We start from the raw sequence: 26,132 nt of genomic DNA, 5'->3' as shown, positions 1-26,132 counted from the left end.
TTAAAGTGTAATAATTTTTTCCTGTCGACTTGCTAATTTTAAGGCTTTATCAAGAGTTGCTAGAGGTAAATCATAACGTAATGCTAACTCCAAATAACTAGCATCATAAATAGTTAAGCAATGTCGCTCTGCTAAATCCATTGTTTCAGACCAAATATGTTCTAAACTTGTTCGATCAACTTTAATACCTATCTCTTTTAATAAATAAATTGCACTTTGACGTTGAGATACATCAATACGCCCTCTTCTTTCTGCGTATAGTAAGGAATTACTTAGAGTCCCCAAATAATCGGTACAATAGCACCTTCAGTTGTCGCTTTATCCAATAATTTATATTGCTTTGTCTTATTAGGCATGAACCACGAAAGAGTTACGGAAGCATCCAAAACAAACGAAGCCATACTACTTTTCTACCTATCTTTCTATAGAAATTCCATTCTTCAAACTCTGAAGGCTGTAAATTAATCTCTTGAGCAAGTTTTTTAATTCTATTAGCAGCTATAATTGCAGCTTCTACGTCATGTGTAGCATTTACCGGAACAATCTTTGCAGTAATTTTTCCTCTTTTAGTAATTAAAACTTCTTCACCTTTAATTACTCGATTTAATAGCTTAGAAAAATGAGTTTTGGCATCAAAAGCCGTAATTGAACTGGTCATATAATTAACTAGTTTATTATAATAGCTTTTTAAGAAAATGTCAAAACTTAAATAAAAACAAGTTTTAAAGTATACTATCTCAAGGTTAAATGAAATGAATAGCGAGTCTTACTTATTAAACAACGATTTTAGAATTGAATTTCAATTTTTCATTTATCTAACTCATTAAAAAATTTCATAAATTTATTGATATCTATTTTTATATCATCTTCTAAATGTTCTTCAGTTGTTTGATCTACGTAATAAGGATAATAATCGCATGACATATAATTTGCCATTCTCTTATAAAAACTTCTTGGAGGATTTGTACCGTGATCAATTTCCACAACTTTACATTTAGGAGTTGCAAAAATAAGATTGGCAAACCCTGAGCCGTGTATCCCGATTATTATTTTTGCCTTATTAAAAATTTGAGCTTGCTCATGAGGAGAAAGTAGCTCTAAATATATTACTTTAAAACCAATTTTCTCTATTTCTTCTATTAATTTTTCTTCGTTGATTATTTTTCTACTAGAAGCATATTTACGTGAGATATATATTTTATCATAAGTTTTTATATCATCCTTATTATTTTTAAGAAAGATATTCCTTAAATCTTTTTTTAACCAAAAAGGTAAAGCTGTACCTTTTACAGGAATAAACGGTACAGATGGTACAATTAAGTTAGAAGCTTGAATTATACAATCACTATTTACTACTAAAAGCTTATCTTCACTTATATTTAAATAATTTAATACTACTTCTAGTGATTTAATTTGCCACTGATATTTTAAATTATTAACATAAATACGATCATACTCAAAGTTTGATTCTTTTAATATAATTAATCTAGGCAAAACTTGCAGTAGCCAGTGATACCAATTTTCAGAGCCAGGAGATGAAATTACTGCCAGCTTTCCTTTAAAGTATAATGGGTTTTCTTCGTTAATATCTCGTTTCTTATTCACTAAACGATGTTGATCACCTGTGCTTGTTTGAGTATCTTGCAGAATATAACCTTCTTCAGTTAAAACTCCACCTTCATTAATTACTACGCCGTTTGGTAACTCTAAAATAAATTGACTGGTATTTTTTTCTTCAAGTAATTTTTTGATTTTTATATTAGGAGATTCTAATGATTCTACCGCAATAAATTGATGATTATTATTTATTGCATAAATATTACTAGTATAGAAAAAGTAAAAAACTATAAATATAAAATATTTTGTAAAATTTAACATTTTTATTATTGTACTTTATTAATGATAGGGGTTTTAACTCCTCTTAAAAATTCTTCAGTATTTAAGACTTTTTTACCCTCTTGTTGAAGTTTTTTTATCATTAATATTCCTTTTCCACAAGCTATTTCTAAATTTTTGTTAATAATTGTCCCCGGGGTAAAATTATGTTTTTCATCTGAATATTCTGCTTCAAGAATTTTGATCGTTTTATCATTATATTTAAAATATACTCCTGGCCATGGATTCATACCTCGAACTTTGCAATTAATAGCATAGGCAGAATCTTGCCAATTAACTCTACCCTCTTCTTTAGTTAATTTACGAGCGTAAGTAACACCCTCATTAGATTGGGGTTTCGGCACTATCTTATCGATATTTGCAAGCGTTTTAATTAACAGTTCTGCACCCAAATTAGCACATTTATCATGAAGCTCTTGTAAAGTTATCCTATCTTCTAACTCAAAATCCTCTTTCATCAATATATCACCTGTATCAAGCCCTGCATCCATCTGCATAATACATACACTGCTTGTTTTATCGCCCTCTATAATAGTACGCTGTAAAGGAGCTGCTCCTCTATGACGAGGTAAATCAGACGGATGAATATTAAGGCAACCATATTTCTTAGCATCTAAAATGTTTTGCGGAATGATAAAACCGTATGCAATAACGACTATTATATCAGCATCGATACTATTAATTAAGTTTGCAGCTTCTTCATTTCGTAAAGTAGAAAGAGTATAGACAGGGATTTGAGCCTCATCAGCTAATTGATGTATAGGGGATTTAGTTTCATTAAGCCCCCTACCCTTAGCTTTAGGTGGTTGCGTAAAAGCTGCAACAACTTTATGATTTGAATTTATTAATTTGGTAAGAGCAGGAACAGCGAACTCAGGCGTCCCCATGAATATTATCTTCACACTATGTCTTTTTTGAGTTTTTTAAGCTTACGAAGAGCTACATCACGTTTCATACTACTTAAATAATCGATCATTAGCTTTCCTTCCAAATGATCATACTCATGTTGAATTACTCTTGCAAGCCAATCATTAGCTTCAAGCTCTTGCGGTTTGTTATGATAATCTAAATATCTGATTTTTATAGACTCCGATCTTGCTATCTCATAACGTTGTTCAGGTATTGAGATACATCCTTCATTAGCTATAACAAGCTCTCCTGATTTTTCTATTATTTCAGGATTTACAATAAATAATGGATAGAAATCTTTTGGTCTTTTAATCGGATCATGATCTTTTATATCAATTACCATGATGCGTTTTAATACCCCAACCTGCACAGCAGCAAGCCCTCCCCCATCTTCATGGTACATAGTCTCGACCATATCATCCATAAATTTTTGGATTTGGTTATTAACCTCTGGAACGGCTTGAGATTTTTGTTTTAACCTTTCATCAGGTGCTGTAACGATAGGCAGTATTGACATATTTTTCCATCTAATATTTAATTAATTATATCACAAAACCCTTAAAATGTAAAGAATACAAACTAACATAAGCTTTGTAATATATTTAAGTATACCCACTCTTTATTTAAATACAGTATACTCAAATGATTTGGAGAATTGGAATGTAAAACAAGGGGCGAGCACGCACAGCCTATACTTAATAGGTAAGCATACGAGTTCCCCGAAGTTTTGCAGAGCCAATTCTTCAAAACAGAAGAATATATAGTTGCATAATAAACTCACTTGCTTACAATATTTTATTGAGTTAATAATATTTATTAAAAAATAATGGCAAATATCAGATAACATGTTAAATAAATAAGCTTACATGACAATTAAAGAGGAATACACTAATGCATTGGGATGATATCGAGGAAATTGCCGAACATCTTGAAGATAATTACAGCGATGACTATAGACCGAATATGGCACAAACCTTACTAAAAGAAATGATTACTTCTCTAGAGGATTTCGAAGATCAAGAAGTAGAAGTTTCAAAAGAAAGATTAGAAGAAATTTTAGCAGAATGGAAAAAAATAAGGGGAGAGATGCAAGAAAACGAGTAATAATTATAGAACTTTTCAGGTAGTTTATGGATTAACTTTATAAAAATATATTATAAATAACAGTAATACCGCAACTGCCTGAAAAAAAACTCTCATAGTCATAAGCTTTGAGCTAAATTTTTTATCAAATTTACCACCAATAGCCATCGATACTACCCCTATAATCAAAACTAAGCCGGTTAAACAAAGTGCTATTAACAACCATATCATAATTTATATCTTATTTACTTACAGGAATTTATACCTTACCATTTTTAAAGCAAGCAGTCTATCTATATCAAGCTGGAAATTACGAATTTTATGTTGTTTCTCTAAAAGGAAACTCTATCCATACTCCATCATCAAAATCATCATCATATTCTTTAACTAATCTTGCATCTAAAGGAATTTCACCTATTAATTTCTGTATTTGATTTATTTGCTCAGAAATAGTTTGTAGATTCATATCTATTTTTCTTCCATAATCTAATATTCTTGTTTCTATGTTATTCATAAAATATTCTCCTGATTTTATTTGGTACCTTGGGTTAAGAACTTAAATTAACCCAAGGCATAAATTATTAAGGATATTGTTCAAATAAAAGCTATAAGATATGTGAGTAAAATCTGAATTGTTTTGAAACTAGATATCTTCTATACCTAAGGTATATCTAGGTATATTCTTGCTTTTTTTAAAGCATTTTAGTATGCTTGTAACAATATTATGATTTATATTAAACCAATAAATATACTTATTTTGGTAGGTAGAATATTTACTGGTTTTTTTATAGTTATTAAATTTATACAGCTGAGATTATATTATTTTGTAGAAATGTAAAGAAATTTGTTTATATTTTATATTTAAAACAAGCGATGAATTTACTTTATTTTTATGTCAAATTTAAAAACCAAAATTAATGAGTTAATGGCTCAAAGAAAAATGAGTGCTAAAGATATTGAAAATTTAACAGGACTAAGTAGAAATACTGTTAATAGTATAATATTTGGTAGCTCTAAAAACCCTGGCATTTATACTATTAAGCAATTAGCAAATGCTTTGAATGTTAAGGTAGAATCCTTAATTTCTGATAATAAAGAAACTCAAATTGATATTTTAAATCCAGAACAAATAAAATTATTTGGCGAAGTTGTAAGCCTTACTACAAATATTATTTCCGACAAAAATATTGATTTTTCTATGCATAAAATTACTTCTATTATACAAGAAGTATATCAATGTGCTTTAAAAGGTAAGTCAGAAGAAGTACAAAAACATTTAGCAGAATATTTAATGGATATGCATATAGACTCTACAAACAAAATTTAAACTATTTTTCGTCAAGCGTTTGTTGCGTGGATTAGGAGTTGTCATTACGAGCGAGCATTGTTACGTAGATCGGTTTTTCGTCATTGCGAGGAAATTACGAAGTAATTGACGAAGCAATCTAGTAAAAGGCATAGCATTTTTATTATTTTTTCTGGTTGCCACCCTCCTTGCAATTGTGTAGCTTATGACGAGAAAACCGACCCATGCAAGCAAAACCCTTATACATTAATAACTAGCGTCAGTTCAAATTGTAAAACATTTTTTCTAATTCTTCTAAGCGTTGTTCTATTCTTTCAATATCTTTATCTGTTACGGGGGTTTCTAATAAATGTGCAACTTCATCTTTTAGAATATTTACTTCTCTTTCAATGAAATCTAAATTAATATTGTGAATGGTTTTTTTATTTTGATTTGACATTTGATGGCTCCCGATTAATTAAAACCACCAATGAATGAAACTTTGGTGGCCGGGGAGGTAAGAAAACCGTTACAACAGTTTACAATAGCCTTTAGGTTTAAGGTATGCACCTTAAACCCTGGACATAGCTATTGACACCCCGACCGTAATAAAGCCGAGGATAGTATCATTTAATGGTAGATACCCACCATGTAACAAGAGATTCTTACATCCCAAAATAGCTTAATAGCTATTTCAGTTACAATTTATACTTAACTCCCTAAAAAAGTCAATTGGCAATTAAGTTTTATTATTTTACTAAAAGCCATTAATGCTTAAAATTTTACAAACCATTAGTTGTTTTTTATTATTACTATTTTTAATATTAGTTGTAAAATTTATTTAGAATATTTATAATTCAAAAAAATTAATATGAAATGCAATGAATAATAACGATGAACTTAATAAATTAGTGATTTTTAAAGATAAAAATATTAGAAGAATTTTATATAATAACGAATGGTGGTTTTCTGTAATTGATGTAGTAGGAGCATTAACTGATAGTGCAAACCCACGAGATTATTGGTCTAAGATAAAAACTCGAGTTAGCAGTGAAGATAGGGTTGAACTGTCGACAATTTGTCTACAGTTAAAATTAAAAGCACCTGATGGTAAGATGAGACTAACAGACTGTGTAAATACCGAATCATTGCTGCGTATTATACAATCCAGAAAAAATAATAAAAAATGCTATAAGTTAGCATTTTTTAACTGGATTGCTTCGTCAATTACTTCGTAATTTTCTCGCAATGACAGAAAAACTGTTCCACGCAACAATGCCATCGCGGGATGACAGGGGAAAATGATCCATACAACAATATAATGGTACCCAAAAACTGGACTACTAAAATGCTAGAATGAGATATAATTTTCAGATACAAAAGAGAAATTATATGTCCAAAAAAGCAAAACAATATAGTGCAGCAGAAAAAACAAAGATAGTTTTAGAAACAATAAAAGCTGAAATGACAATAGCTCAAATTAGTAGCAAATATGGAGTTCATCCGACACAAATACAAGCATGGAAGAAAAGAGGTATAGAAAATTTAATTAGTAGTTTTCAAATTAAGCCACAATCTAAGGATCCAGATCATCAGGATTTAATAAAACAATTGTATGAACAAATAGGCCAGTTAACTGTTGAACGTGACTGGTTGAAAAAAAAATCTACATTGTTTGGACTTGGCAATTAGAAAAAATATGGTAGATAAAGAGTGTAGTAATCTAAGTATCGCTAGGCAATGTACTCTACTGTTTATTAACAAATCTAGCTATTATTACAAGCCACAAGGCTTAACCCAAAAAGACTTAAAAATAATGCAAGTGATTGATGAAATATACACACAGCATCCTTACTTTGGAGCAAGAAGAATGTCTGAGCACCTTGTACCATTGGGCATCACAATTGGTCGCAAGGCAGTAAGTCGTTATTATAGAATAATGGCTATTGAAGCTATCTATCCTAAAATGAACTTAAGTAAGCGCAATCAAGCTCATAAAATATATCCATATCTTTTAAAAGGAGTTGAAATTATTAAAGTAAATCAGGTATGGAGTACAGATATCACTTATATTAGAATGGCACAAGGATTTGTATATTTGGTAGCAATTATTGATTGGTTTAGTCGTTATATTGTGAGCTGGAAGGTGTCTATTAGTTTAGAAAGTGACTTTTGTATTGATGCACTTGAAGAAGCAATAATAAAATATGGTCAGCCTGAAATCTTTAATACAGATCAAGGTTCTCAATTTACATCAAAAGATTTTACAGATAAACTAATTAAACGTGAAATCAAAATCAGTATGGATGGTAAAGGCAGAGCCCTAGATAATGTATTTATAGAAAGATTTTGGCGTTCATTAAAACAAGAAAAAATATATTTGATGGTTTTAAATACTGTCAAGGAGGCAAAAAATGCTATAACTGATTACATAAATTTTTATAATAGAAAAAGAATGCACCAGTCATTAGAATATCTCACTCCAGAACAGGTGTATTCTACAAAAATTATTGAGTAAAATTATAATACAATTTATATCTCATAAATCTTAATTTTTAGTCTAGACAAATTGGGCCACCTCATTCCGTCATCACCTCGATATTGTCAGGTACTGTTTTAGCGTTCCTATATAAAAACGCTTTTATTACACTTTTTGGTGTACCATTAATAAATTTAGTAACCGCCTCTTCTAGATACTTACTATTATTTGCACCATTTTTTTCTAATATTTTCTGTGCAATAACATCATGCATTTCAAAAACAGGATTATCTTCTCTAGCATCTATATTTGTTATTAAAGCAAATTTTGATAACTCGAAAATATCATCATTAAGATTATCTTTATTATCGGTAATAATCCCAAGAAAATCTTTGGAAAAACTTTGATTATTGAGTAATGCTATTTTACTTAGAAGTTGTTTTGCACTAGAACTTAATTGCTTAATCACCAGCGATATATTATAATCTATTTTATAGTTAGATTTTTGTATTTGATGTTTATATTTTTCTTTATCTAATCCTGGAACATTGTTTAATATTTGTGCTCCTTGTACTATCAATACTGGATAACCTTTAAACTCTTGTACCAAAAATTCTACTAAATTATTATCTTTATCCAATAAAATATTATTGGCAAGCTTGATAGTTTCGGGCTTTTCAAATGGTACAGCTTTTACTATATAAGGCATCATATCGCTATCTTGCGAGCAAAATATAATATTGCCGTTATGCTCCCAGTTAATAAAATCTTGTACTTTTTTATTCTCACCTACTTTTAAATTATCAAATACTAATAACCATTTATCACTCTGCCCTAAATATTCCATTAACTCTTTTTTTACATTAGCTGCCTCTTCTGCAATTACAGTTTTCTCTTCAGCTTTGTTAATAGCTTTTGCTAGCTTTAAAAGTTCATCGTTAATATTTAAATTGCTATCAATAAACCAAATTAAATTATAATTATCTTTATTTCCATAAGCATACATTCTAGCTAACTGAGTTTTACCCATCCCGCTAACACCTACAATACTTGTTTGCCTGTATTTTTCTAAATTAGTCTTTATTTGATTTAGTGGCTGAACGTGATTTATAAAATAGCTGACTGGTGCAACTATATTATTTACTTTGGCTTGAGCGAATAAATTTAAAGGGATAATAGATATTATGAATAATAATAAAAATTTTTTCATTGCTTTTCCTTTATTTTAGTTGTCAATATAACTTATATTTGGTGTCAAATAATTTTAATTAACTAATCAAGAAAGAGCTTAATTTCTCTACTAATTATATGACTTTATAATTTTTTACTTTTCACTTTGAGTATAAGCTGGTACAAGAATTGTTTTAACCAACTAAAAATAAACTTTTATGGAAGATTTAAGCTCTTGGAAAGAAAAGTTTGAAGAATGCATTTATGCTAAAAAGCTTCTCAATAAACTTGACTATTTAAACACTAAAGTAGCAAACCCTGTAAATCTTGAAGAAATCAAAAAAGCAATATATTACGCTCGTAAATATCACGGCTCTCAAATGCGTAAGTCAGGCGATCCATATTATTCCCATCCAATTGAAGTAGCGATTATGGTGGCAGAGTTTACGGCAATGGAAGTACCTAAACTTTATACATCTGTAATGATGCAAGCAGCACTACTACATGATACTATCGAAGATACGGCATTAACCGAAGAAATGATTACTGAAATCTTCGGAGAAGAAGTTGCAAAACACGTTGAAGGCTTAACCCGCATTAAACCTTATGGAAAAATTACTGCTGAAGAAAGTCTAAATTTGCTAGCTAAACAAAAAAGATATGACACAGCATTAATAAAACTTTTCGATCGTATTCATAACGTGCAAACACTAGGAGTAAAATCACCTGAAAAGGCACAAAAGATAATAGAAGAAACTATAACGGATTTTTTAGTTGTTGCTGCTCATTTAGAAGTACTGAGCATTGAAAATAAACTATATAATGTATGTTATAACTTTATTCAAAATAATAATATCATTTCTAAGCTTGATAATAATTATTCTTGTCTAAATTTTCGAAGTGACGTAATCCAAAATAATAGCCTATTGTCACCGGTATCATAATCATTAATATTCCCCAATAACCAAAATATTCTGTTAAATAAGCAAGACCAAATGAAGTTATTAAGAGCATTAATGCACGAGACATAGCATATGTAAAGCTAGTATGCGTAAAACGTTTAAATACTGGAAAATGTTTATAAAAAATTGCTTTAGCAGGAGTAGCTGTAGGAGCAAATATAAGAAAATATAATTGAATTAACATTATATAAGAAGGCGTCAGATTTTGCATTATAAAAGGAAAAAAGCATTTTAAATTTGTTCTTTCTTTTACAATATCATTATTTTCAATTTTTTTAGGATCTATTCCGGTTTTTTCTATAGCTAATTGTAACCGTCTTTTTGCATCAACAAAATCAGGCGTTTCTTTAAGTGTTGTTCGTGCCATAGTGCCGGTAATAGCTACAAATGCTCCAAATAAGAAAGCATAACGCCAATTAAGATCTGTTGAAGTTACAAGCTTTGCAACACCAAGAGCTGCCATTGTTCCTAACGCAGTAGAAACTGTAAACGATGTTACTGCTGGATATTGCAAAGGAGGCTTTATTGTTTCTGTCAAATAAAGTTCAGCACCCGTAACTTCCGTATTAGATGAAATACCTTGAATTGCACGAAAAAGCGTAACTAAAACAGTAGCAGTAAAACCTATCTCATCATAAGATGGTAGAATAGCCATACCTATACAAGTACAGGACATTAATATAGTAGTAATAATAATTGTCGGTTTACGTCCTATATTGTCCACTATCCAACCAAAAAGAATGGAGCCAAAAGGACTAAAAACAAAAGTTGAACAATAAGCAAAAGCTGATAATATTTTTACAGAATAAGTATTATCTGGAGAAAAGAATATTTTATTTAGTAGTACTGACATATGCACATATAACATCAAGTCAAAATATTCAAGAAAACTACCTATTGATAATAAACTTATAGCTTGTTTTTGATCTCTACCAAACTTTCTTTGCTCTTTTGCATAACCTAGCATAAATCCTTTATAAAAAATTAAATGTACCTATAGATAGTAAGCCTATGGCTTCTTTTTGATTGCGAGTTAAACTAACTTGCTCTTTTTTGTGACCCAGCATAAGTTCCTTACAAAAAATTGGATTGTAAAGAACTTATACCTTTTTATAGCAAAATGCGAGCTTAATGCACTTTGGGAGCTATGACAAAATATATTATAAAACTACCCTATAATAAAAAAGATTGCAAGCTATTTTTTCAAAAAAAATATCAAATATGTATTTTTAGGTCTTTTTGCAGTGGTTAAAACACGCTTTCGGTGTTATCGAGGAAACTAAAAAATACTAATAAAATTAGCATTTTTTATTATTTTTCCTAGATTGCCACGCTCATTTCATTCGCTCGCAATGACGGGGTAAATGATGCACGTGGGTAATGGTTATGCAAAAATAACACAGCTACAAAATAATATTTTATTTTAGCCTAATAATTCTACTTTATAAGTATATTCGTCAACGTTATTAAATTCTACTTTAGGTGCGATTTGCATTAGGTGACCAAGTTGCCCGCTATCTACTGGTAAAGTACACATAATTTTCTTAAAGATACAAAATGCAGGATAACCAGGCTTATCCTTAAAATAAATTGGAGCGTTTGGTAAGGTTAATTTCTCTAATCTACCATCATTATTATAATCAAGCCTTAGATGGGCTGTCCCCTTTCTATCTGCTGCAAATTCATCACTTAATTTTACACCATTTAAGTAAGAGAAAACAAATTTTAGATTAGGTGCTTTAATATTTTCTAAAGTGTCAGGAATTTTAATGGCTCTATATTGTTTAACTTCAAATATATTTTGACCATTTACCCTAATTGTTAAATTAGTATTTATTGTTGCTTCTTGTAATTTTACTACAACTCCATATGTTGGATCTTTAAGTAAAATATCTTTATACGAAACATTTAAGGATGTAACTTTAGGAGCAACAACCGGAACTAAAGCAGCCTTGGGAGCGGCGGAAGCCTCAGAACCTTTAAACATACCCTTAAAAAAAGATTTCAACCCTGTAGCTTCTTGTTTACTCTCTGCTCTTTTAGGAACGGGTGGCGGGGTATGATCATACTGATTTACTGCCGAAGATGGAGTGGGGGTGTAATTTGTTTCTGACTCTTCATCTACACTTAAAATATTAAAATGTGCATTATAAGCATCTAAGCTTATACCATTGTTTTTAAGATCATTTTTTAAAAATATTGAACTAGCTGATAATTCTGGAGTAGTTATTTCTGTATTTAAATCTCTTTTATAAGTATTTATATGATTAGCCCAAATATTTGCTTCTTGCTCAACATTGTAATTATTATTTGATAATTGTGTTAGAGTTTGCTTACAAAGTTGATTTCCAAGCTTACTACCAATAGTCAGAAATAATTTTTCATTATAACGACTTATAGGACCACCAATACCTCGTTGATTAAAAACAGCAAGACCAATACATGCTTCAATTTTTCCAAAAAGAAGCGATTGCGTTAACTCGATTCGAGCAGCAATATAACCTTTTGTTACTAATGCAGTTACGCCTTGGTTTTGTTCTATATTTCTTATATTATTAAAAAACTCTAATGCACTATTATGTAAATTATTAGCAGTACATATAATAGTTTCGTTTTTATCAAGATAGCAATGGTTATCTGATTTAGACATGGTAGGCTACTCCGTTATTTTATCTCGAATGACCTTTATCATTCTTTTTGTTTTGTTGGTTAGTTCGAGCTAATTTATTAACCTGAGTTTCTTTATTAGTAACTACTGAAGATTTCTGTTTTTCAAGAGACGATTTTATTCTATTAGTAAATTTATTTATCTTATCCGGAGAAACTGGTCTTTCTTCTGATAATTTTAATGCTTCTTCGCCTTGAGATAATTTTTTAGTAGTAGATGCTTCAACACTTGTTGATTTTTGTGAGGGAAGCAATATTTCGTCTTTTCCTGGAAAAATTATATCTGGAGATGGCTTGCCTGGAAATTTTATTTCTGGTTTTTTCTTATTCTCTTTACTTAAAAACTCATTACGTGATTCGTTATCTTTAAGTTCATTTGTTTCAACTGATTTTGTTTGATTTAAAAGTAGTTCTGAAAAATCATTAATTGCTGAGTATTTTTGAAGATCTTTCTTAGCTTCTTTTTGAGTTTCTATTCTAAGATCTTGTATTTCTTTCCTTTCTTTTTCATCTTTTTCAACTTGCTTATCAGCATCAGCTTGTATTTTTGTTGCTTCTGCTATTTTTGGACTGAGGGCAGATAATTTTGCTCCTGTTTGCTCTATTCTAGTATTAATACTATTTAGTTTATACTGACCTTGCTCCAGTTCTTTGGAATTAGCAGCCAGTTTGCTATTAACAATACGTTGCTCTTCAGCGGCTTTAACATTCTGAGCTTGTTGCTGCTTTAATTTATCTTCCTTAGCTTTTAATTGTTGCAAATGCTCAGTTGCTTTCTTTTGATATTCTTTAATAGCATTTCTTTTATTCTGATCATCTTTTAGCTGTGCTTCTGTCTTATTTAATGCTTTTAATCTTTCAGGATCAATTTCTTTACCTGCTTTCATATCGTTTAAAAGAGCTTGCCACTCTTCTTTTTCTTGCCTCTTACTCTCAATAAACTCATCTGCTTCTTTCATGAACTGATCATGACCAGCTTTTAGCCTTTCATGCCTATCATATAATTCTTTCTCACGTGCGGCTTCATAATCATACTGATTCCCCTGCCCCTCCATATTCAAGCCTTTTTCAGAGGCTTCTGAATATATGATCTGTTCGGCGTTTTCTTCTTTTTTAGAAATGGAGGATTGGAGGTTTTTGATTTGGTCTAATAATTCTCGATTATTAGTGCTGGACGCAAGACCCGCAGCGGCACTAGCTAAACGTGCAAGTTCGGCAGGATTGTTAGTGGCTGTAACTTAGGCTCTAATTGCATTGAGTTCATTTTTTACTTGAGCATCGTCTTGTTTATTTTGAGCCTGGTTATCATTTGACTTACTCAAATTGTCATTTTTTACCTGAATATCATCTTTTTTATCTGGTACATCTTTCTTATTATCCCCATCATCTGCCATTGTCTTGCCTTAAAATAATGCTATGTCTAAAATATTTAACTGATATTAGCAATTAAAACTTAACAAGTTAACAATTAAAAAGCTTTTTCAACTATTTTATTAGAGTAATTTTAAATCTCATTGTAAAAATACAACGTTTTTACTCTTTTCCTGAAAGATCAACCCACTCATTATCTATTTCTTGGTAAAAATCTTGTAATTCTACTTGACAAAATGGATTAGGATTCTTATCAATACCAAATATTTTATCTTCAAAAAACTTCTCTTTCAGATGATTAGCTAATTTAGGGAAAAAATTATCATCACTCCACTCTTCTCGTAATTTTTTAGGAAGCTGCTTATAATATTTCTCGATTTCCGTAACATCACCCAGCTCACCTATAGAAAGAGCATTTAATAATTCTTTTTTATACGCCTCTTTAGCTTTCCCTATAGCCAAAACAGAACCAGCCACTAATAATACTACCATTCCAGGTCCAAGAACCGAAAATAATCCTATAGTTCCAGCATTCATTCCAAATGTGCAAACCTCTATTAACGCATCTTTGGTTATAATATAGTTCTTATAAGCTTTTTTAAGTTCTTCAATAACAGGGCTATAATCGGTATTTTGATTTTGCATAAATATGAACCTCTAAAAGAATGTTTATTAGACTCGGCTTCAGTTTTCCCGTCATTGCGAGAGGGCATTGCCCGCGTGGATTGTTTCCCCCTGTCACCCCGTGATTTATGAACTAGAGCCAGTTAAAAATACTAATAAAATTAGTATTTTTATTATTTTTTCTGGATTGCCACGCTCATTTCATTCGCTCGCAATGACGCTTACTTTACTCCACCACCTCCCCTATTTGCTCTATTGGCTCTAAGCCGTACAGCGATATCATGCGTTCAAGCACTCTTCCGGCGGTAGGTGCAGCAGTCCAACCAGCTGTTGCAAAACCAAACGTTTCTTTAGTAGGTTTTGGCTCATCAATCATAATATAGATGACATATTCAGGCTTTGAGGCTGGCAGTAATCCCAAAAATGAAGTAGTACGGCTATTTTTAAGATATTTCTTTTTACCAGCATTGCTTGATAATTTCTCAGCAGTACCGGTTTTTCCGCCAATCAAATATCCTTTTACCTCTGCCCTTTTACCTGTTCCATCTTTTACCACAGTTCTAAATAGCTGCCTCATTTTCTTTGAAGTATTTTCGCTAAATACTCTTGTCCCCTCAACTTTTTCATCATCTCTTTTTAACAAAGTAAGATCGTATAAAATACCGCCATTTACAACAGGTAGCATTGCCCTAACAAAATGTAAAGGACTAATTGAAATACCATAACCATAAGACATAGTAGCACTAGTTAATTCATTCCATCTTTTTTCTGAAGGAAAAAGAGGAGTACCTCGCTCCGGCAATTCTATTTGCACTTGATCTAGCAAACCTAATTTCTTTAAATATTTCCTGAAATTATTTTTACCTACTTCAAGCATAATCTGACTTACGCCGATGTTTGAAGAATGCAGAAAAATATCCGGTACACTATGCCACCCTTGTCTTGGGGTATAATCCTTAATCTGAAAACCACCGACTTTCATATAGCTTATATCATAAGCATCATTCATATTTATTGCACCAGTATCAAAACCAACCGCCATAGTCAAAGATTTAAATACCGAACCTATTTCGTAAATTCCAAGGCTTGCCATATTAAAAAGCTGCTGAGGCTTTGCAGCACTTGGATAATGCGGATCAAAATCCGGTTTACTAACTAAAGCTAGAATCTCACCATTATTAGGATTCGCAATAATACCCACCGCTCCTATAGCACTGAATTGCTTTAAAGTCTTGTCGATTTCTTCGCTCAAGATACTTTGCAACCTAATATCAATTGATAATTTAAGCGGCTCTTTCTGCTTTCCTGGTTTATTCAAATCAAGATCGGAATTAGTTAAATATTTATCATAAGCAAGTTCGAGTCCACTAAGCCCCGCCATATCTCTACCAACATAGCCCACAATATGAGATGATAAGTTAGAAAATGTGTAAATACGCTTTTGTTCTTCTTCAAAATCAAAACCAAGCAACCCAAGACTCATTATTCTTTCTTGCTGACTAGGCAATAAATCTCTTTTAACCCATATAAAACTTTTATTGGATTTAAGATCAGCAAGTAGTTTAGCCTTGTTGATATCGGGCAGAATCTCAGCTATTTTTTTTACGGAATTTTCGGGATCAATTACTATTTGCGGATTGGCAAATAATGACGCAGATGGTAAGTTTACAGCAAGCAAATTATCGTTACGATCAACTATTTCTTTTCTAAACTGGCTACTCTTTTTTAGAGCGTGGAGGTTTTTATCATAAACATTAGTAGCAACTATTATAAGCCTGTAAGATAAAGTACAGAAAAGAACAGAAAAAGCACCAATAACTATCAATAATCGGATTTTTGTATTTTTACTACAAACATTCCAAAATATTAAACTCTTAATATCAGGTTTCCACTTTTCTAAAATCTGTTTCATATTAATTTGTTTTGTTTCAAGCACCTTGTCATCCCGTGGTTTATCCACGGGATCCAGAAAAGTAATTGACGAAGCAATCTTATGAAAAAGTCCTGAGATTGCCACGCTCACTTCGTTCACTCGCAATGACGCTTAAGGCTTCTCCCAACTTGAAACTGTCTGTATATATTTATTATTTGTAATTCTCTTATGTCTCCGATTATTATTGCTTTTAAAAATATTAATATCTTGATCAAATCTAATATTTGAGGCAGTAATCGGTGATAATGGATCTCTTACCATTTGACAAGGTTTCACCGTTTGTAATTCTAAATAAGCAGTCGCAAGATTTTTTAACCTTGCTGGCGAGATGAGATAAGCTTTTTCTGCTTTTAAAATATGAATGTTATTATTTTCACTATTTATTTGTTTTAAAACACTACTTAATTGGTAATCAATAGTTGAAACTCGTTCCTTAATGGTAAACAAGCTGCAAACTGCTATAATTATTACTAGCAACACTAAATAATGAAATTTCTTTATACTCATAATTATATTTTCTTCGCTGCTCTTAATTTTGCTGATCTTGCCCTTACATTTAGAGATATCTCTTTATCTGATGGTATTTCCGCTTTATTAGTAATAATCTTAAGCCATTTATCCGGGTTCAATATAACATCTTCTTTAGCGTATTTTGACCTTGCTACTGGCTTTTCTGAATTTTCTTTGAAAAAATTCTTAACTATTCTGTCTTCTAACGAATGAAACGAAACAACAACTAAACGACCATCTTTTTTTAGTATATTTTTTACATTCGCTAAGAACTGCTCAAGCTCTCCAAGTTCGTTATTTATATAAATCCTGATGGCTTGAAAAGTCTTAGTTGCAGGGTCAATTTTACCTTTTCTAAAACCTATGCAGCTACGCACTATATCAGCTAACTTTCCAGTACTGTCAATCCTTGCGGCTTTTCTTACTTCTACAATTTTCTTAGCAATCCTTCGGGAAAAAGTCTCATCACCATATTTATAAATTACATCCGCAAGCTCTTTTTCTTCTGCGGTATTTATAAACTCTTCGGCACTAAGCCCCTGCCCACTCATACGCATATCTAAAGGTCCGTCATGTAAAAACGAAAATCCACGATCTGGTATATCAAGTTGCATAGAAGAAACACCTAAATCAAGCACTATGCCGTCAAATTTTTTTGATTCGAGCTTTGCAAAACAATTACCAAAATTTGTTTCTACAAAATCAAATCTATCTTTATAATTATGTTTTATCTCTTCTGCTTTCTTAATGACATTTGGATCACGATCCAAAGCTGTGACATAACAATCACAGTTTTCTAATAACGCTTTACTATATCCCCCTGCCCCAAACGTACAATCTAAGTAGGATTCACCGGCTTTTGGTGCTAAAAACTTCAGCATCTCGTTTAACATTACGGGTATATGAGGCTGTTGCATCAATTCGTATTCCTTAAAGTTAAACGTTTCTCGTGGGCAAGCTTTTGAGCAGAAGCTAAATAATCCTTGAAATTTTGCGGTTGCCAAATTTCAAAAATTACTCCTTTACCTACAAAACATACTTGATCCTCAATCCCCGCATGCTGCATTAAAGATGCGGGCAATATCACTCTGCCCTCCCCATCAAATGAAAGCTGTACAGCTTCACCAAATATTATAGTCTCAAAAGCATCACGCTCTTCAGAATACGGATCAAGCGACTCAATCATCTGTCTTAGTTTCTCAATATGGGATATACCGCAAGCTTCTATACAATTATTTCTAATCGATGGATAAGCAATTATCCCATTAAATGCTTCTTTCCCTAATACCGCTCGGTAATTTGCCGGTACTGATACCCTACCCTTTTTATCAATATTATTATTGATAAATTTCGATAAAAATATATTCATTGGTATTATTTGGGTTATCTTGGGATTTAATGGTAAATTATAGGATATTATAGGAATTAAACGTAGTCAAGGGATTTTTAGTGTATAGAATTTAAATTAATTGACTTGAAATATAAAATGAAATAGATTAAATTAGTTTAAAAAATTAAGGGTTTTTAAATTGAAAGTTGATGATATTATTAATGAAAAAACAAGTTCTTTGGAACTATCTAAAACAGATAAAGAGAATGAAAAACGCAAACCTGGATATTGTGAAAGAAAGGTTGTTATAAAAGAAGATTTTATGGATTTTTTGAATAAATGCTGTTGGTAAATAAATTCTGTGATAAAGGTAAAAATTGTCTCTTACCTTTATCACTTATTTTTAATACTAAACTCAAGGGATATTAAAATTATTAACCTGTTTTTCTAATTTTTCAAAATGGCGTAATCCTAGATAATAGAATATTGTTACAGGTACCATAATCATTAATATTCCTATATATCCAAAATTTCTGTTAAATAAGCAAGTCCAAATGACGTAATGATATACATAAGTGCACGTGATATAGCAAATATAAAGCTAGTATGCGTGAAGCGTTTAAATACCGGAAAATGTTTATAAAAAATTGCCGTAGCTGGAAAATAACCAGGAGCAAATATAATTGAATTAGCATTAAATAATTAGGAGCTAAATTCTGCATTATTATAGGTGAAAAACAAAGAAATATTACAAAAATATAAAATGTTGTTCTTAATATTTTTAAAGGGTATATTTTATAGCTAAGATAAGTTAATAATATGCCACCGATAACATCTCCAATTGAAATAAAAAAATTATGTTTAATAACCTCAGCAGGGCTATATCCAAAAACTTCTGTTAAAATATTTCCACAGTAAAAATAAGCAAAATAAAGCCATACGGGTCCAGTACATTGAATTACAAAATAAGAAATAAAAGTTTTTAAATTCGTTTTTTGTTTTAAAATATCATTATTATCGATTTGTTTTGGGTCTAAACCGGTTTTTTCTAGACTAGATTTTATTCTTCGCTTTGCATCAATAAAGTCAGGAGTTTCTTTAAGCGTTGTACGTGCCATAGTACCGGTAATAGCTACCAACGCACCAAATAACGCCAATTTAAATTTCCGGAAGTTACGATAGTAGCTACTCCAAGTGCTGCTAAAGTTCCAAGTGTAGAAAAAATTGTGACTGACGCTACAGCAGGATATTGCATAGGAGGTTTTACCATTTCCGTAATATAAAGTTCAGCACCAACTACCTCAGTAGAGGAGGAAATACCTTGAATAGCTCTAAAAAGTGTAACCATTATTGTAGCAGCAAAACCTATTTCATCATAAGAAGGAAGAATAGCCATACCAATACAGGTGCAAGCCATCATTATAGTCGTAATTATAATTACCGGTTTACGCCCTATATTATCCCCTATCCAGCCAAATAGTAATGCCCCAAAAGGTCTAAATACAAATGTTGAACAATACGCAAAAGCAGAAAGTACTTTTATTGAATGAGGATTATCAGGAGAGAAAAATATTTTATTAAGTAATACAGCCCCATATGAACATATAACATCAAATCAAAATATTCTAAAAAATTTCCTATGGATAATAAACTTATAGCCTGTTTTTGTTTTCTACTTAAACTTGTCTGCTCTTTTTGATATCCTAACATAATTTTCCTTTATAAAAAAATAAACTGCAAATAAAGAGTTATATTTTTTTATATGTAAGTCAACAAAAAAGTAAAGAATTAGTAAGAAATATTTACAAAATTTAAAGCTTCTTTAACTAATGGAATAGTTATTTTTCTCTTAGAAGTTAACGCAAAGTTATTGATATACTCTAATATTTCTAAAATTTTGTTATATTCTCTAGGCAAATTTACTAATAAAAAATCTATTACTATTTGTGATATTGTTACAGAAGATGTAGCAAAATGTTTAAATATTAAAATTTTAATTAATTCATCATCAGGAGGATAAAGCAGAACATTTAATACAGAATTAATACGTGATGATAGATCAGGTAAGGTAAAATTTTTACCTTTATTATTAGATGTAAGCAAAAGATATTTTTGCTTTTCATTAATAAGATTAAATAGATGCAGCAACGCTGTTTCCTGCCAATTTTCTATATCCTCAATAATGAAAGCATTATGATTTGCTAAAATCTTATCATCAAAAAAAATATCTTTAATTACATAAGCATTACTTAAATTTTGCCATATTTTGGTTAGATAGGTTTTGCCTGAAGAGGCAGGACCCTTTATTAGTAAAGTAAACTTATAAGGATTAACGCCAAAGCTATTCTGCCAATTTTGTAAAGCATTATAAGCTAGAGCATTAGACTCAGAAACAATAAATTCCTCAGGGTGATATTTTGAAGAATTATTAAAAGGAAATATATATTGCATTTATAAAATTTTTTAACGTCATTGCGAGGAAAGACTTAAGTCTTAACGAAGCGATCTCGTCAAACTTCCTGAGATTGCTTCGTCGCTACGCTCCTCGCAATGACGATATACCACAACATTTCTAAATATACTTACTATTCTCTTCCTTAATAAGCTCTATCAACTGCTCAATCGATAATACTTCCTGCTCGGTAGTTCCAAGTCTTCGAATAGTTACTTGTTTATTCTCTTTTTCTTGTTTTCCAATTACCGCAATCATTGGTACTTTCTGGTTAGAAAATTCACGAATTTTATAGTTAATTTTATCGGGTGATATATTAATATCGACTCGCACGCCACTCTCAATTAAAGCTTTTTGTACTTCTAAAGCATAATCGTTTAAATCACTTGTAATGGTAGCTATTGCAACCTGTACAGGAGCAAGCCATAAAGGAAAACGTCCTGCATATTCTTCGATTAATATCCCAATAAAACGCTCAAGCGAGCCAAGTATTGCTCTATGTAACATCACAGGTCTTTTTTTCTCACCACTTGCTGCAACATAGCTAGCATCTAAACGCTCAGGCAAAACAAAATCCATTTGCAGAGTTCCACATTGCCATTGACGCCCTATTGCATCGGTTAACACAAATTCAAGCTTAGGACCATAAAAAGCACCCTCGCCCGGGTTTAGTGTATAGCTATAACCGGCTTTCTCTACTGCCTCTTTTAAAGCATTCTCAGCCTTATCCCAAGTCTTATCGCTACCAGCTCTAACCTCCGGTCGATCAGAGAATTTTACTTTTATATCAGTAAAACCGAAATCCTTATAAACCTCTGTCAGTAACTTACAAAAGCTAACTGTTTCCTCAGTAATTTGTTCCTCGCTGCAAAATATATGTGCATCATCCTGCACTAAACTTCGCACTCTCATTAACCCGTGTAAAGCACCTGACGCCTCATTACGATGGCATAAGCCAAACTCTGACATACGAAGCGGCAAATCTCGATAGCTCTTAATACCCTGCTTAAAAATCTGTACGTGACAAGGACAGTTCATCGGCTTTAAAGCAAGCGTCTTGTCGTCTGTTTCTAAAGCAAACATATCATCACGGAACTTTTCCCAATGCCCCGAAAGCTCCCAAAGACTCTTATCAACTAAAACAGGGGTCTTAACCTCAATATAACCATTTTTGCGAATCTTTCTTCTAATATATTGCTCAATAGTATTATATACACTCCAACCCTTATCATGCCAAAATACCATTCCTTGAGCTTCTTCCTGAAAATGGAATAAATCAAGCTCTTTTCCTAATTTTCTATGGTCACGCTTTTCAGCTTCTTCAAGCATGAATAAATAACTATCTAGCTGCTCTTTAGTAGCCCAAGCTGTACCATATATACGCTGTAATACCTCATTTCGGCTATCACCACGCCAATAAGCTCCCGCAACTTTCATCAGTTTGAAATGTTTAACAAAGCCGGTAGATGGAGCGTGTGGACCTCGGCATAAATCAATAAAGTTACCTTGCCTGTATAAACTAATAGGCTCATTTGACGGGATGGAGGCAATAATTTCAGCTTTGTAATGCTCACCTATCGATTTAAAAAATTCTACAGCCTTTTCTCTGTCCCATAATTCTCTTGTTACTTTCTCATTCTTTTTAACAAGCTCATGCATCTTAGCTTCTATAACCGCTAAATCATCAGTAGTAAAAGGTTTATCCCTAGCGAAATCATAGTAATAACCATTTTCGATAGCAGGACCGATTGTTACTTGCGTTTCAGGAAATAATTCTTTTACCGCTTCCGCTGTTAAATGTGCAGCATCATGCCTTATAACTTCAAGACATTCAGGATCTTTAACAGTCAAAATACGCAATTTACAATCACTATCAATTTGAGTACTTAAATCTTTAAGCTCACCATTAATCTCAGCAATCATTGCTGCTTTAGCAAGCGATGTTGAAATAGACTCAGCTATCTCAAATGCGGTAATATTCTTTTCAAACTGTTTTACACTCCCATCAGGGAAAGAAATATTTATCATTTTTTATTCTATTAACCCACCAATTAAATACCTGACTTAAGAGGCATATTTAACATCATCGGCTTGGAACAATTTTTGTATATGTTTAGGATTGTTCTGTAAGCAACGTAAATAAGATTTAAGATTGTATTTTAACTCATCTTTTGTAAGAGGTATATGTTTTCTATTTACATTTCTTTTTAAGTCATTATTTAAGTATTCATCTGGATTATGTTGTGGAGTATAAGGAGGCAAAAAAAACAAAGAAATTTTATCTTTATGCTTATTTGTCCAGCTGTATACTTTTTTACTATGATGTACTTTTAAATTGTCTAATATTAAAAAGATCTTCCTTCTTGCAGATTTCACTAATCTTCTTAGAAATTCTATAAATATATCTGTTTTTAGTGTATCTTCATATAACATGAACCTTAGTTTACCATTGTTCGTAACAGTTGATATCATATTTATAGTAAATCGTTTTGATTTATGAATAACTACGGGTGTTTTGCCTTTTAAAGAATAGCTCTGTAACACCTGACATTCTGATTTTATACCCACTTCATCACACCAGTGTATTTCAGCTTGTTCCATTTGTGCTTGTTTTACTATTGCGGGATATTCTTCATCTAGCCATACTTGAACTTGTTTTGGCTGTTGCTCATAAGCTAATTTCTTTGGTTTTTGTGCAGTATATCCCCATCTTCTTAAATATTCTCCAATCGTACTTAATGGCAAAAAGAAACCACAGCATTTTTTAATCAGGGCATTAATAGCTTTTCTTGACCATAGTGCAGATTTGATATTGTGATCTTCTGGTCTAGAGTGATTTATATAATCTTGTATTTTTTTACCCAGCATTTCATTTATTATTCTTTTCTCTCCTGTCTTTCTTCCTCTAGACTTGCCAGTTATTGCATATTTATCACCTCTTCTTCTTTTGTTAACCCAGTTACTAATAGTCTGACGTGTTACTCCTATAAGATTTGATACATCTGATTGTTTTTCTCCTTTATCAATTGCTCTTAATGCAACTTTTCTTAAAGCTGCTTGTGCACTCGTTGATAATGTCCTAAAATCTTCTTTTTTTAGCATTATTTCATTCTAACATTATATTTTAGTATTTGCAACTATTATGTCAGGTATTTAATTGGTGGGTTAATAACTTATTTTTCTTTTAAACGATCAGCTATTAATTTATATGATTCATAAGCTTTAGCTGGGTCTTTTTCTAGCAATTCAAATCCTAGTCTTTCATTACTATTAATATGCCATAATTTACAAGTATCAGGGCTAATTTCATCAGTTAACATTACCAAAGATTCCTCACCGGTAAATACCCGTCCAAATTCAAGGCTGCATTCAACAAGCCTAATACCGATGCCGATGAACAAACCGCTTAGGAAGTCATATATACGCAAAGCTTGCTTTTTAACTGTATTAATTTCATCTTTAGTTAACCAACCAAAATTTAATATTTGATGTTCATTAACTATCGGATATTTAAACTCACGACTTTTTACTTTAAAGTCAATTATTGGCTTATCAAATACAAAGCCTTCATCCATGCCAAATTCTTTTACAAACCTACCGCACGCAACAGAAGATACGACTACTTGCAGAGGAAACATCTCAACATATTGAATTAACTGCTCTCTCATATTCAGCTTTTCAATAAAATGATTTTCAATGCCAATCATTTCAAGCTTATTCATTACAAAAGAAGAGATATTATTATTAAGCACTCCTTTGCCTGATACATCAATAATTTCACCATTTTCTAAAGTAGCTCTATCAGAAAAAGCCATTACAAGCAAAAACTCTTCTTCAGAAGTATATAGGGTTTTACTTGAACCTTCATATAGTTTTTTTTTCATATATTATTTTTTAAAATTTATTTAGCGTCATTGCGAGGAAAAACTACAAGTTTTGTACGTGTGCAATATAGTTAAAAAATGCTATAAATTAGCATTTTTTATTATTTTTCTGGCTCTAGTTCCGGAAACCACGTTATGACATTTAAAGGCTTCTGAATCCCCGCATATGCTAAGAATGACATTGTGGATATTTTTCGACCATGCAACAAAGCCCCTTTGTACAATAATATATAAAAGAAGTCTAAGGCTTTTTTAGCAACTCAATTGTTTTCGAAAAGTCCAAAATATACTCTTCTTGCTTTTCTAAATCTTTGATTTTGAGTTTGTTATTTACTTGTTCTTCGTCACCGATAAAGACAATGAATTTGGCATTATCATTTAAAGCTCTTTGCATTCTTTTTGCCATTTTACCACTTACTTCTATCAACGCAGATATGTTATGTAAGCGTAATTGATCGGCTATTTTTAAAGAATGCGGAATATTATTCTCACCTATTGGCAATACAAATATTGGAGTTACCGAATCTATATTATATTCCCGCATCAAGGCTATTCGTTCAATTCCTGCTGCAAAACCTATCGCTGGTACTTCATCGTTATTGCCCATAATGCGACTAAGCCCATCATAACGCCCGCCGGCAAGAATAGTGGATTGGCTTCCTAGCTTTGTAGTCGTAAATTCAAAAGCAGTATGGCAGTAATAATCAAGTCCTCTAACTAGGCGTGCATTTATGGTGTATTTTATGCCTAAAATATCAAGATATTTTAATAGCTCTTCGAAATATTCTTTTGACTCATCAGTATAATACTCTGATAAAATAGGGGCATTTGCTATTATTTTTTGATCGATTTCGCTTTTAGAATCAAGAATCCGCATCGGGTTTTTAGTTAGCCTTATTTTACTATCTTCTGATAATTCATCCTTAAAGTCATTTAGATATTCTACTAATTTTTGCTGATAAGTAGCACGTGACTGACTGCAACCAAGAGAGTTTAGCTCTAAAGTAGTATCGGCTAAAACCTCTAAACTTTCAAGTATATCTACTGCTAATTTTAAGGTTTCAGCGTCAGAGATTGCTCCTTTAGCCCCTAAATATTCATAATTTAGCTGGTGGAATTGTCTTTGACGCCCTGCTTGCGGTCTATCATAACGAAAAACAGGACCAGTAGAAAATAATTTGAGAGGTAGTTTATGCTGCAAGCCGTTAGAAATAAAAGCTCTTACAATCCCTGCTGTAAATTCAGGACGTAGTGCTACTGATTCATCGCTTTTATCTAAAAAGCTGTAGATTTCTTTACTAATTACGTCAGAGCTTTCACCCATTGAGCGATTAAAGACTTTGGTATATTCGAGTACTGGCGTACTCATTTGCTTATAGCCATATAATTCCCCAACCTCTTTTGCTTTATTGATTATATAATCATGAACTTTATAATCATCCGGCAAAAGATCTTTCATTCCTCGAAGTGGTTGGAGTTTATCAGTCATTGTACTAGTTTTGTTTTTTTGGTTTTGATGTCATTGCGAGGAAAAATTAAAAATTTTGACGAAGCAATCTCAGGAATTTTCGTATTAT

General features: G+C 31.6%; 30 protein-coding genes and 1 pseudogene. 7 read left to right on the top strand and 24 right to left on the bottom strand.

What is annotated here, in order from left to right; all coding sequences use genetic code 11:
* The 5 genes from AAGD54_RS03180 to def form a co-directional block, all read right to left on the bottom strand.
* On the bottom strand, positions 1-285 hold the full coding sequence (locus tag AAGD54_RS03180) for a type II toxin-antitoxin system VapC family toxin (RefSeq protein ID WP_341789079.1): 285 nt from the start codon (positions 283-285) through the stop codon (positions 1-3).
* Positions 286-370: 85 nt separating this feature from the next.
* Complete coding sequence (locus tag AAGD54_RS03175; protein WP_341794984.1) at positions 371-658, bottom strand: type II toxin-antitoxin system prevent-host-death family antitoxin; 288 nt, start codon at positions 656-658, stop codon at positions 371-373.
* Between the two features lie 149 nt (positions 659-807).
* Complete coding sequence (locus tag AAGD54_RS03170; RefSeq protein ID WP_341794983.1) at positions 808-1,878, bottom strand: glycosyltransferase family 61 protein; 1,071 nt, start codon at positions 1,876-1,878, stop codon at positions 808-810.
* A gap of 5 nt (positions 1,879-1,883) precedes the next feature.
* Positions 1,884-2,798, bottom strand: coding sequence for a methionyl-tRNA formyltransferase (gene fmt, locus AAGD54_RS03165; RefSeq protein ID WP_341789076.1), 915 nt, complete (start codon positions 2,796-2,798; stop codon positions 1,884-1,886).
* Entirely contained in the window at positions 2,795-3,322 is a 528-nt protein-coding gene (gene def, locus AAGD54_RS03160) for a peptide deformylase (RefSeq protein ID WP_341789075.1), read from the bottom strand. The genes fmt and def overlap by 4 nt, the downstream gene beginning before the upstream one ends.
* A 374-nt stretch (positions 3,323-3,696) precedes the next feature.
* Between def and iscX the strand changes: the two genes are divergently transcribed.
* Positions 3,697-3,909 carry a Fe-S cluster assembly protein IscX gene (iscX, locus tag AAGD54_RS03155; RefSeq protein ID WP_011477229.1) on the top strand — a complete coding sequence of 71 codons (213 nt, stop codon included), beginning with the start codon at positions 3,697-3,699 and terminating at the stop codon, positions 3,907-3,909.
* 24 nt (positions 3,910-3,933) lie between these two features.
* Here iscX and AAGD54_RS03150 read toward each other — a convergent pair whose 3' ends face one another.
* Both AAGD54_RS03150 and AAGD54_RS03145 read right to left on the bottom strand, forming a co-directional pair.
* Complete coding sequence (locus AAGD54_RS03150; RefSeq protein WP_341789074.1) at positions 3,934-4,119, bottom strand: twin transmembrane helix small protein; 186 nt, start codon at positions 4,117-4,119, stop codon at positions 3,934-3,936.
* 88 nt (positions 4,120-4,207) lie between these two features.
* Positions 4,208-4,402: a hypothetical protein gene (locus tag AAGD54_RS03145; RefSeq protein ID WP_341794982.1), complete on the bottom strand. Its 195-nt coding sequence runs from the start codon at positions 4,400-4,402 to the stop codon at positions 4,208-4,210.
* 378 nt (positions 4,403-4,780) lie between these two features.
* On the opposite strand from AAGD54_RS03145, the gene AAGD54_RS03140 reads away from it, so the two are divergent.
* Positions 4,781-5,215, top strand: coding sequence for a helix-turn-helix transcriptional regulator (locus AAGD54_RS03140; protein ID WP_341789072.1), 435 nt, complete (start codon positions 4,781-4,783; stop codon positions 5,213-5,215).
* A gap of 238 nt (positions 5,216-5,453) precedes the next feature.
* Here AAGD54_RS03140 and AAGD54_RS03135 read toward each other — a convergent pair whose 3' ends face one another.
* Positions 5,454-5,633 carry a hypothetical protein gene (locus AAGD54_RS03135; RefSeq protein ID WP_341789071.1) on the bottom strand — a complete coding sequence of 60 codons (180 nt, stop codon included), beginning with the start codon at positions 5,631-5,633 and terminating at the stop codon, positions 5,454-5,456.
* 421 nt (positions 5,634-6,054) lie between these two features.
* Between AAGD54_RS03135 and AAGD54_RS03130 the strand changes: the two genes are divergently transcribed.
* From AAGD54_RS03130 to AAGD54_RS03120, 3 genes are all read left to right on the top strand, one after another.
* Positions 6,055-6,411, top strand: coding sequence for a Bro-N domain-containing protein (locus AAGD54_RS03130; RefSeq protein ID WP_341789070.1), 357 nt, complete (start codon positions 6,055-6,057; stop codon positions 6,409-6,411).
* Positions 6,412-6,565: 154 nt separating this feature from the next.
* A complete protein-coding gene (locus tag AAGD54_RS03125; RefSeq protein ID WP_341794552.1) occupies positions 6,566-6,865 on the top strand; it encodes a transposase in 300 nt (99 codons plus the stop codon).
* A gap of 7 nt (positions 6,866-6,872) precedes the next feature.
* Positions 6,873-7,691, top strand: coding sequence for an IS3 family transposase (locus AAGD54_RS03120; protein WP_341794310.1), 819 nt, complete (start codon positions 6,873-6,875; stop codon positions 7,689-7,691).
* Positions 7,692-7,752: 61 nt separating this feature from the next.
* Here AAGD54_RS03120 and AAGD54_RS03115 read toward each other — a convergent pair whose 3' ends face one another.
* Positions 7,753-8,862, bottom strand: a complete 1,110-nt coding sequence (locus tag AAGD54_RS03115) for a hypothetical protein (protein ID WP_341794981.1) — start codon at positions 8,860-8,862, stop codon at positions 7,753-7,755.
* 178 nt (positions 8,863-9,040) lie between these two features.
* On the opposite strand from AAGD54_RS03115, the gene AAGD54_RS03110 reads away from it, so the two are divergent.
* Positions 9,041-9,766: an HD domain-containing protein gene (locus AAGD54_RS03110; protein WP_341794980.1), complete on the top strand. Its 726-nt coding sequence runs from the start codon at positions 9,041-9,043 to the stop codon at positions 9,764-9,766.
* Here the strand turns inward: AAGD54_RS03110 and AAGD54_RS03105 are convergent.
* The 9 genes from AAGD54_RS03105 to mraZ all read right to left on the bottom strand — a co-directional run bounded on the left by AAGD54_RS03105 (position 9,684) and on the right by mraZ (position 18,258).
* Positions 9,684-10,751: an MFS transporter gene (locus AAGD54_RS03105; protein WP_341794979.1), complete on the bottom strand. Its 1,068-nt coding sequence runs from the start codon at positions 10,749-10,751 to the stop codon at positions 9,684-9,686. The genes AAGD54_RS03110 and AAGD54_RS03105 overlap by 83 nt on opposite strands.
* A 456-nt stretch (positions 10,752-11,207) precedes the next feature.
* Complete coding sequence (locus tag AAGD54_RS03095; protein ID WP_341794978.1) at positions 11,208-12,434, bottom strand: hypothetical protein; 1,227 nt, start codon at positions 12,432-12,434, stop codon at positions 11,208-11,210.
* 19 nt (positions 12,435-12,453) lie between these two features.
* Entirely contained in the window at positions 12,454-13,506 is a 1,053-nt protein-coding gene (locus AAGD54_RS03090) for a hypothetical protein (RefSeq protein WP_341794977.1), read from the bottom strand.
* A gap of 183 nt (positions 13,507-13,689) precedes the next feature.
* Positions 13,690-13,845, bottom strand: coding sequence for a hypothetical protein (locus AAGD54_RS03085; RefSeq protein ID WP_341794976.1), 156 nt, complete (start codon positions 13,843-13,845; stop codon positions 13,690-13,692).
* 139 nt (positions 13,846-13,984) lie between these two features.
* Positions 13,985-14,467, bottom strand: a complete 483-nt coding sequence (locus tag AAGD54_RS03080) for a hypothetical protein (RefSeq protein ID WP_341789064.1) — start codon at positions 14,465-14,467, stop codon at positions 13,985-13,987.
* Between the two features lie 205 nt (positions 14,468-14,672).
* Positions 14,673-16,358 carry a penicillin-binding protein 2 gene (locus tag AAGD54_RS03075; RefSeq protein ID WP_341795168.1) on the bottom strand — a complete coding sequence of 562 codons (1,686 nt, stop codon included), beginning with the start codon at positions 16,356-16,358 and terminating at the stop codon, positions 14,673-14,675.
* Positions 16,359-16,490: 132 nt separating this feature from the next.
* Positions 16,491-16,886: a hypothetical protein gene (locus AAGD54_RS03070; protein ID WP_341794975.1), complete on the bottom strand. Its 396-nt coding sequence runs from the start codon at positions 16,884-16,886 to the stop codon at positions 16,491-16,493.
* Between the two features lie 2 nt (positions 16,887-16,888).
* Positions 16,889-17,806 carry a 16S rRNA (cytosine(1402)-N(4))-methyltransferase RsmH gene (gene rsmH, locus AAGD54_RS03065; RefSeq protein WP_341789214.1) on the bottom strand — a complete coding sequence of 306 codons (918 nt, stop codon included), beginning with the start codon at positions 17,804-17,806 and terminating at the stop codon, positions 16,889-16,891.
* On the bottom strand, positions 17,806-18,258 hold the full coding sequence (gene mraZ, locus AAGD54_RS03060) for a division/cell wall cluster transcriptional repressor MraZ (protein WP_011477211.1): 453 nt from the start codon (positions 18,256-18,258) through the stop codon (positions 17,806-17,808). The genes rsmH and mraZ overlap by 1 nt, the downstream gene beginning before the upstream one ends.
* Before the next feature lie 160 nt (positions 18,259-18,418).
* Between mraZ and AAGD54_RS03055 the strand changes: the two genes are divergently transcribed.
* On the top strand, positions 18,419-18,571 hold the full coding sequence (locus tag AAGD54_RS03055; RefSeq protein WP_341789062.1) for a hypothetical protein: 153 nt from the start codon (positions 18,419-18,421) through the stop codon (positions 18,569-18,571).
* A 63-nt stretch (positions 18,572-18,634) separates the two neighbouring features.
* Here the strand turns inward: AAGD54_RS03055 and AAGD54_RS03050 are convergent.
* The 6 genes and pseudogenes from AAGD54_RS03050 to hisS all read right to left on the bottom strand — a co-directional run bounded on the left by AAGD54_RS03050 (position 18,635) and on the right by hisS (position 26,044).
* A pseudogene (locus AAGD54_RS03050) lies at positions 18,635-19,929 on the bottom strand (MFS transporter).
* A 78-nt stretch (positions 19,930-20,007) separates the two neighbouring features.
* A complete protein-coding gene (locus tag AAGD54_RS03045; RefSeq protein WP_341789059.1) occupies positions 20,008-20,670 on the bottom strand; it encodes an HdaA/DnaA family protein in 663 nt (220 codons plus the stop codon).
* Between the two features lie 121 nt (positions 20,671-20,791).
* Positions 20,792-22,699 (bottom strand): threonine--tRNA ligase, encoded by a 1,908-nt coding sequence (thrS, locus tag AAGD54_RS03040; protein WP_341794974.1) that lies wholly within the window; start codon positions 22,697-22,699, stop codon positions 20,792-20,794.
* Between the two features lie 36 nt (positions 22,700-22,735).
* Entirely contained in the window at positions 22,736-23,773 is a 1,038-nt protein-coding gene (locus tag AAGD54_RS03035; protein WP_341794233.1) for an IS630 family transposase, read from the bottom strand.
* A gap of 71 nt (positions 23,774-23,844) precedes the next feature.
* Complete coding sequence (locus tag AAGD54_RS03030) at positions 23,845-24,555, bottom strand: phosphoribosylaminoimidazolesuccinocarboxamide synthase (protein ID WP_341789057.1); 711 nt, start codon at positions 24,553-24,555, stop codon at positions 23,845-23,847.
* Positions 24,556-24,796: 241 nt separating this feature from the next.
* Entirely contained in the window at positions 24,797-26,044 is a 1,248-nt protein-coding gene (gene hisS / locus AAGD54_RS03025; RefSeq protein WP_341794973.1) for a histidine--tRNA ligase, read from the bottom strand.
* Positions 26,045-26,132 lie beyond the last annotated feature (88 nt).

Origin of the sequence: Rickettsia endosymbiont of Rhinocyllus conicus, assembly GCF_964026465.1 — a bacterium.
In the GTDB taxonomy this organism is placed as follows: Bacteria; Pseudomonadota; Alphaproteobacteria; order Rickettsiales; family Rickettsiaceae; genus Rickettsia.
Note: the sequence above shows the minus strand (reverse complement) of the source record. Positions and strands in the feature narration are given on the sequence as shown.

Coding starts and splice junctions, on each gene's coding strand:
- AAGD54_RS03140 (WP_341789072.1), top strand. CDS start 4,781: ATGTCAAATTTAAAAACCAAAATTAATGAGTTAATGGCTCAAAGAAAA.
- AAGD54_RS03135 (WP_341789071.1), bottom strand. CDS start 5,633: ATGTCAAATCAAAATAAAAAAACCATTCACAATATTAATTTAGATTTC.
- AAGD54_RS03075 (WP_341795168.1), bottom strand. CDS start 16,358: ATGAAACAGATTTTAGAAAAGTGGAAACCTGATATTAAGAGTTTAATA.
- AAGD54_RS03130 (WP_341789070.1), top strand. CDS start 6,055: ATGAATAATAACGATGAACTTAATAAATTAGTGATTTTTAAAGATAAA.
- AAGD54_RS03150 (WP_341789074.1), bottom strand. CDS start 4,119: ATGATATGGTTGTTAATAGCACTTTGTTTAACCGGCTTAGTTTTGATT.
- AAGD54_RS03105 (WP_341794979.1), bottom strand. CDS start 10,751: ATGCTAGGTTATGCAAAAGAGCAAAGAAAGTTTGGTAGAGATCAAAAA.
- AAGD54_RS03045 (WP_341789059.1), bottom strand. CDS start 20,670: ATGCAATATATATTTCCTTTTAATAATTCTTCAAAATATCACCCTGAG.
- AAGD54_RS03090 (WP_341794977.1), bottom strand. CDS start 13,506: ATGGAGGGGCAGGGGAATCAGTATGATTATGAAGCCGCACGTGAGAAA.
- AAGD54_RS03120 (WP_341794310.1), top strand. CDS start 6,873: ATGGTAGATAAAGAGTGTAGTAATCTAAGTATCGCTAGGCAATGTACT.
- AAGD54_RS03035 (WP_341794233.1), bottom strand. CDS start 23,773: ATGCTAAAAAAAGAAGATTTTAGGACATTATCAACGAGTGCACAAGCA.
- hisS (WP_341794973.1), bottom strand. CDS start 26,044: ATGACTGATAAACTCCAACCACTTCGAGGAATGAAAGATCTTTTGCCG.
- AAGD54_RS03115 (WP_341794981.1), bottom strand. CDS start 8,862: ATGAAAAAATTTTTATTATTATTCATAATATCTATTATCCCTTTAAAT.
- AAGD54_RS03170 (WP_341794983.1), bottom strand. CDS start 1,878: ATGTTAAATTTTACAAAATATTTTATATTTATAGTTTTTTACTTTTTC.
- AAGD54_RS03080 (WP_341789064.1), bottom strand. CDS start 14,467: ATGCAAAATCAAAATACCGATTATAGCCCTGTTATTGAAGAACTTAAA.
- thrS (WP_341794974.1), bottom strand. CDS start 22,699: ATGATAAATATTTCTTTCCCTGATGGGAGTGTAAAACAGTTTGAAAAG.
- AAGD54_RS03145 (WP_341794982.1), bottom strand. CDS start 4,402: ATGAATAACATAGAAACAAGAATATTAGATTATGGAAGAAAAATAGAT.
- AAGD54_RS03175 (WP_341794984.1), bottom strand. CDS start 658: ATGACCAGTTCAATTACGGCTTTTGATGCCAAAACTCATTTTTCTAAG.
- AAGD54_RS03110 (WP_341794980.1), top strand. CDS start 9,041: ATGGAAGATTTAAGCTCTTGGAAAGAAAAGTTTGAAGAATGCATTTAT.
- iscX (WP_011477229.1), top strand. CDS start 3,697: ATGCATTGGGATGATATCGAGGAAATTGCCGAACATCTTGAAGATAAT.
- rsmH (WP_341789214.1), bottom strand. CDS start 17,806: ATGCAACAGCCTCATATACCCGTAATGTTAAACGAGATGCTGAAGTTT.
- AAGD54_RS03030 (WP_341789057.1), bottom strand. CDS start 24,555: ATGAAAAAAAAACTATATGAAGGTTCAAGTAAAACCCTATATACTTCT.
- mraZ (WP_011477211.1), bottom strand. CDS start 18,258: ATGAATATATTTTTATCGAAATTTATCAATAATAATATTGATAAAAAG.
- AAGD54_RS03085 (WP_341794976.1), bottom strand. CDS start 13,845: ATGGCAGATGATGGGGATAATAAGAAAGATGTACCAGATAAAAAAGAT.
- AAGD54_RS03095 (WP_341794978.1), bottom strand. CDS start 12,434: ATGTCTAAATCAGATAACCATTGCTATCTTGATAAAAACGAAACTATT.
- AAGD54_RS03125 (WP_341794552.1), top strand. CDS start 6,566: ATGTCCAAAAAAGCAAAACAATATAGTGCAGCAGAAAAAACAAAGATA.
- def (WP_341789075.1), bottom strand. CDS start 3,322: ATGTCAATACTGCCTATCGTTACAGCACCTGATGAAAGGTTAAAACAA.
- AAGD54_RS03070 (WP_341794975.1), bottom strand. CDS start 16,886: ATGAGTATAAAGAAATTTCATTATTTAGTGTTGCTAGTAATAATTATA.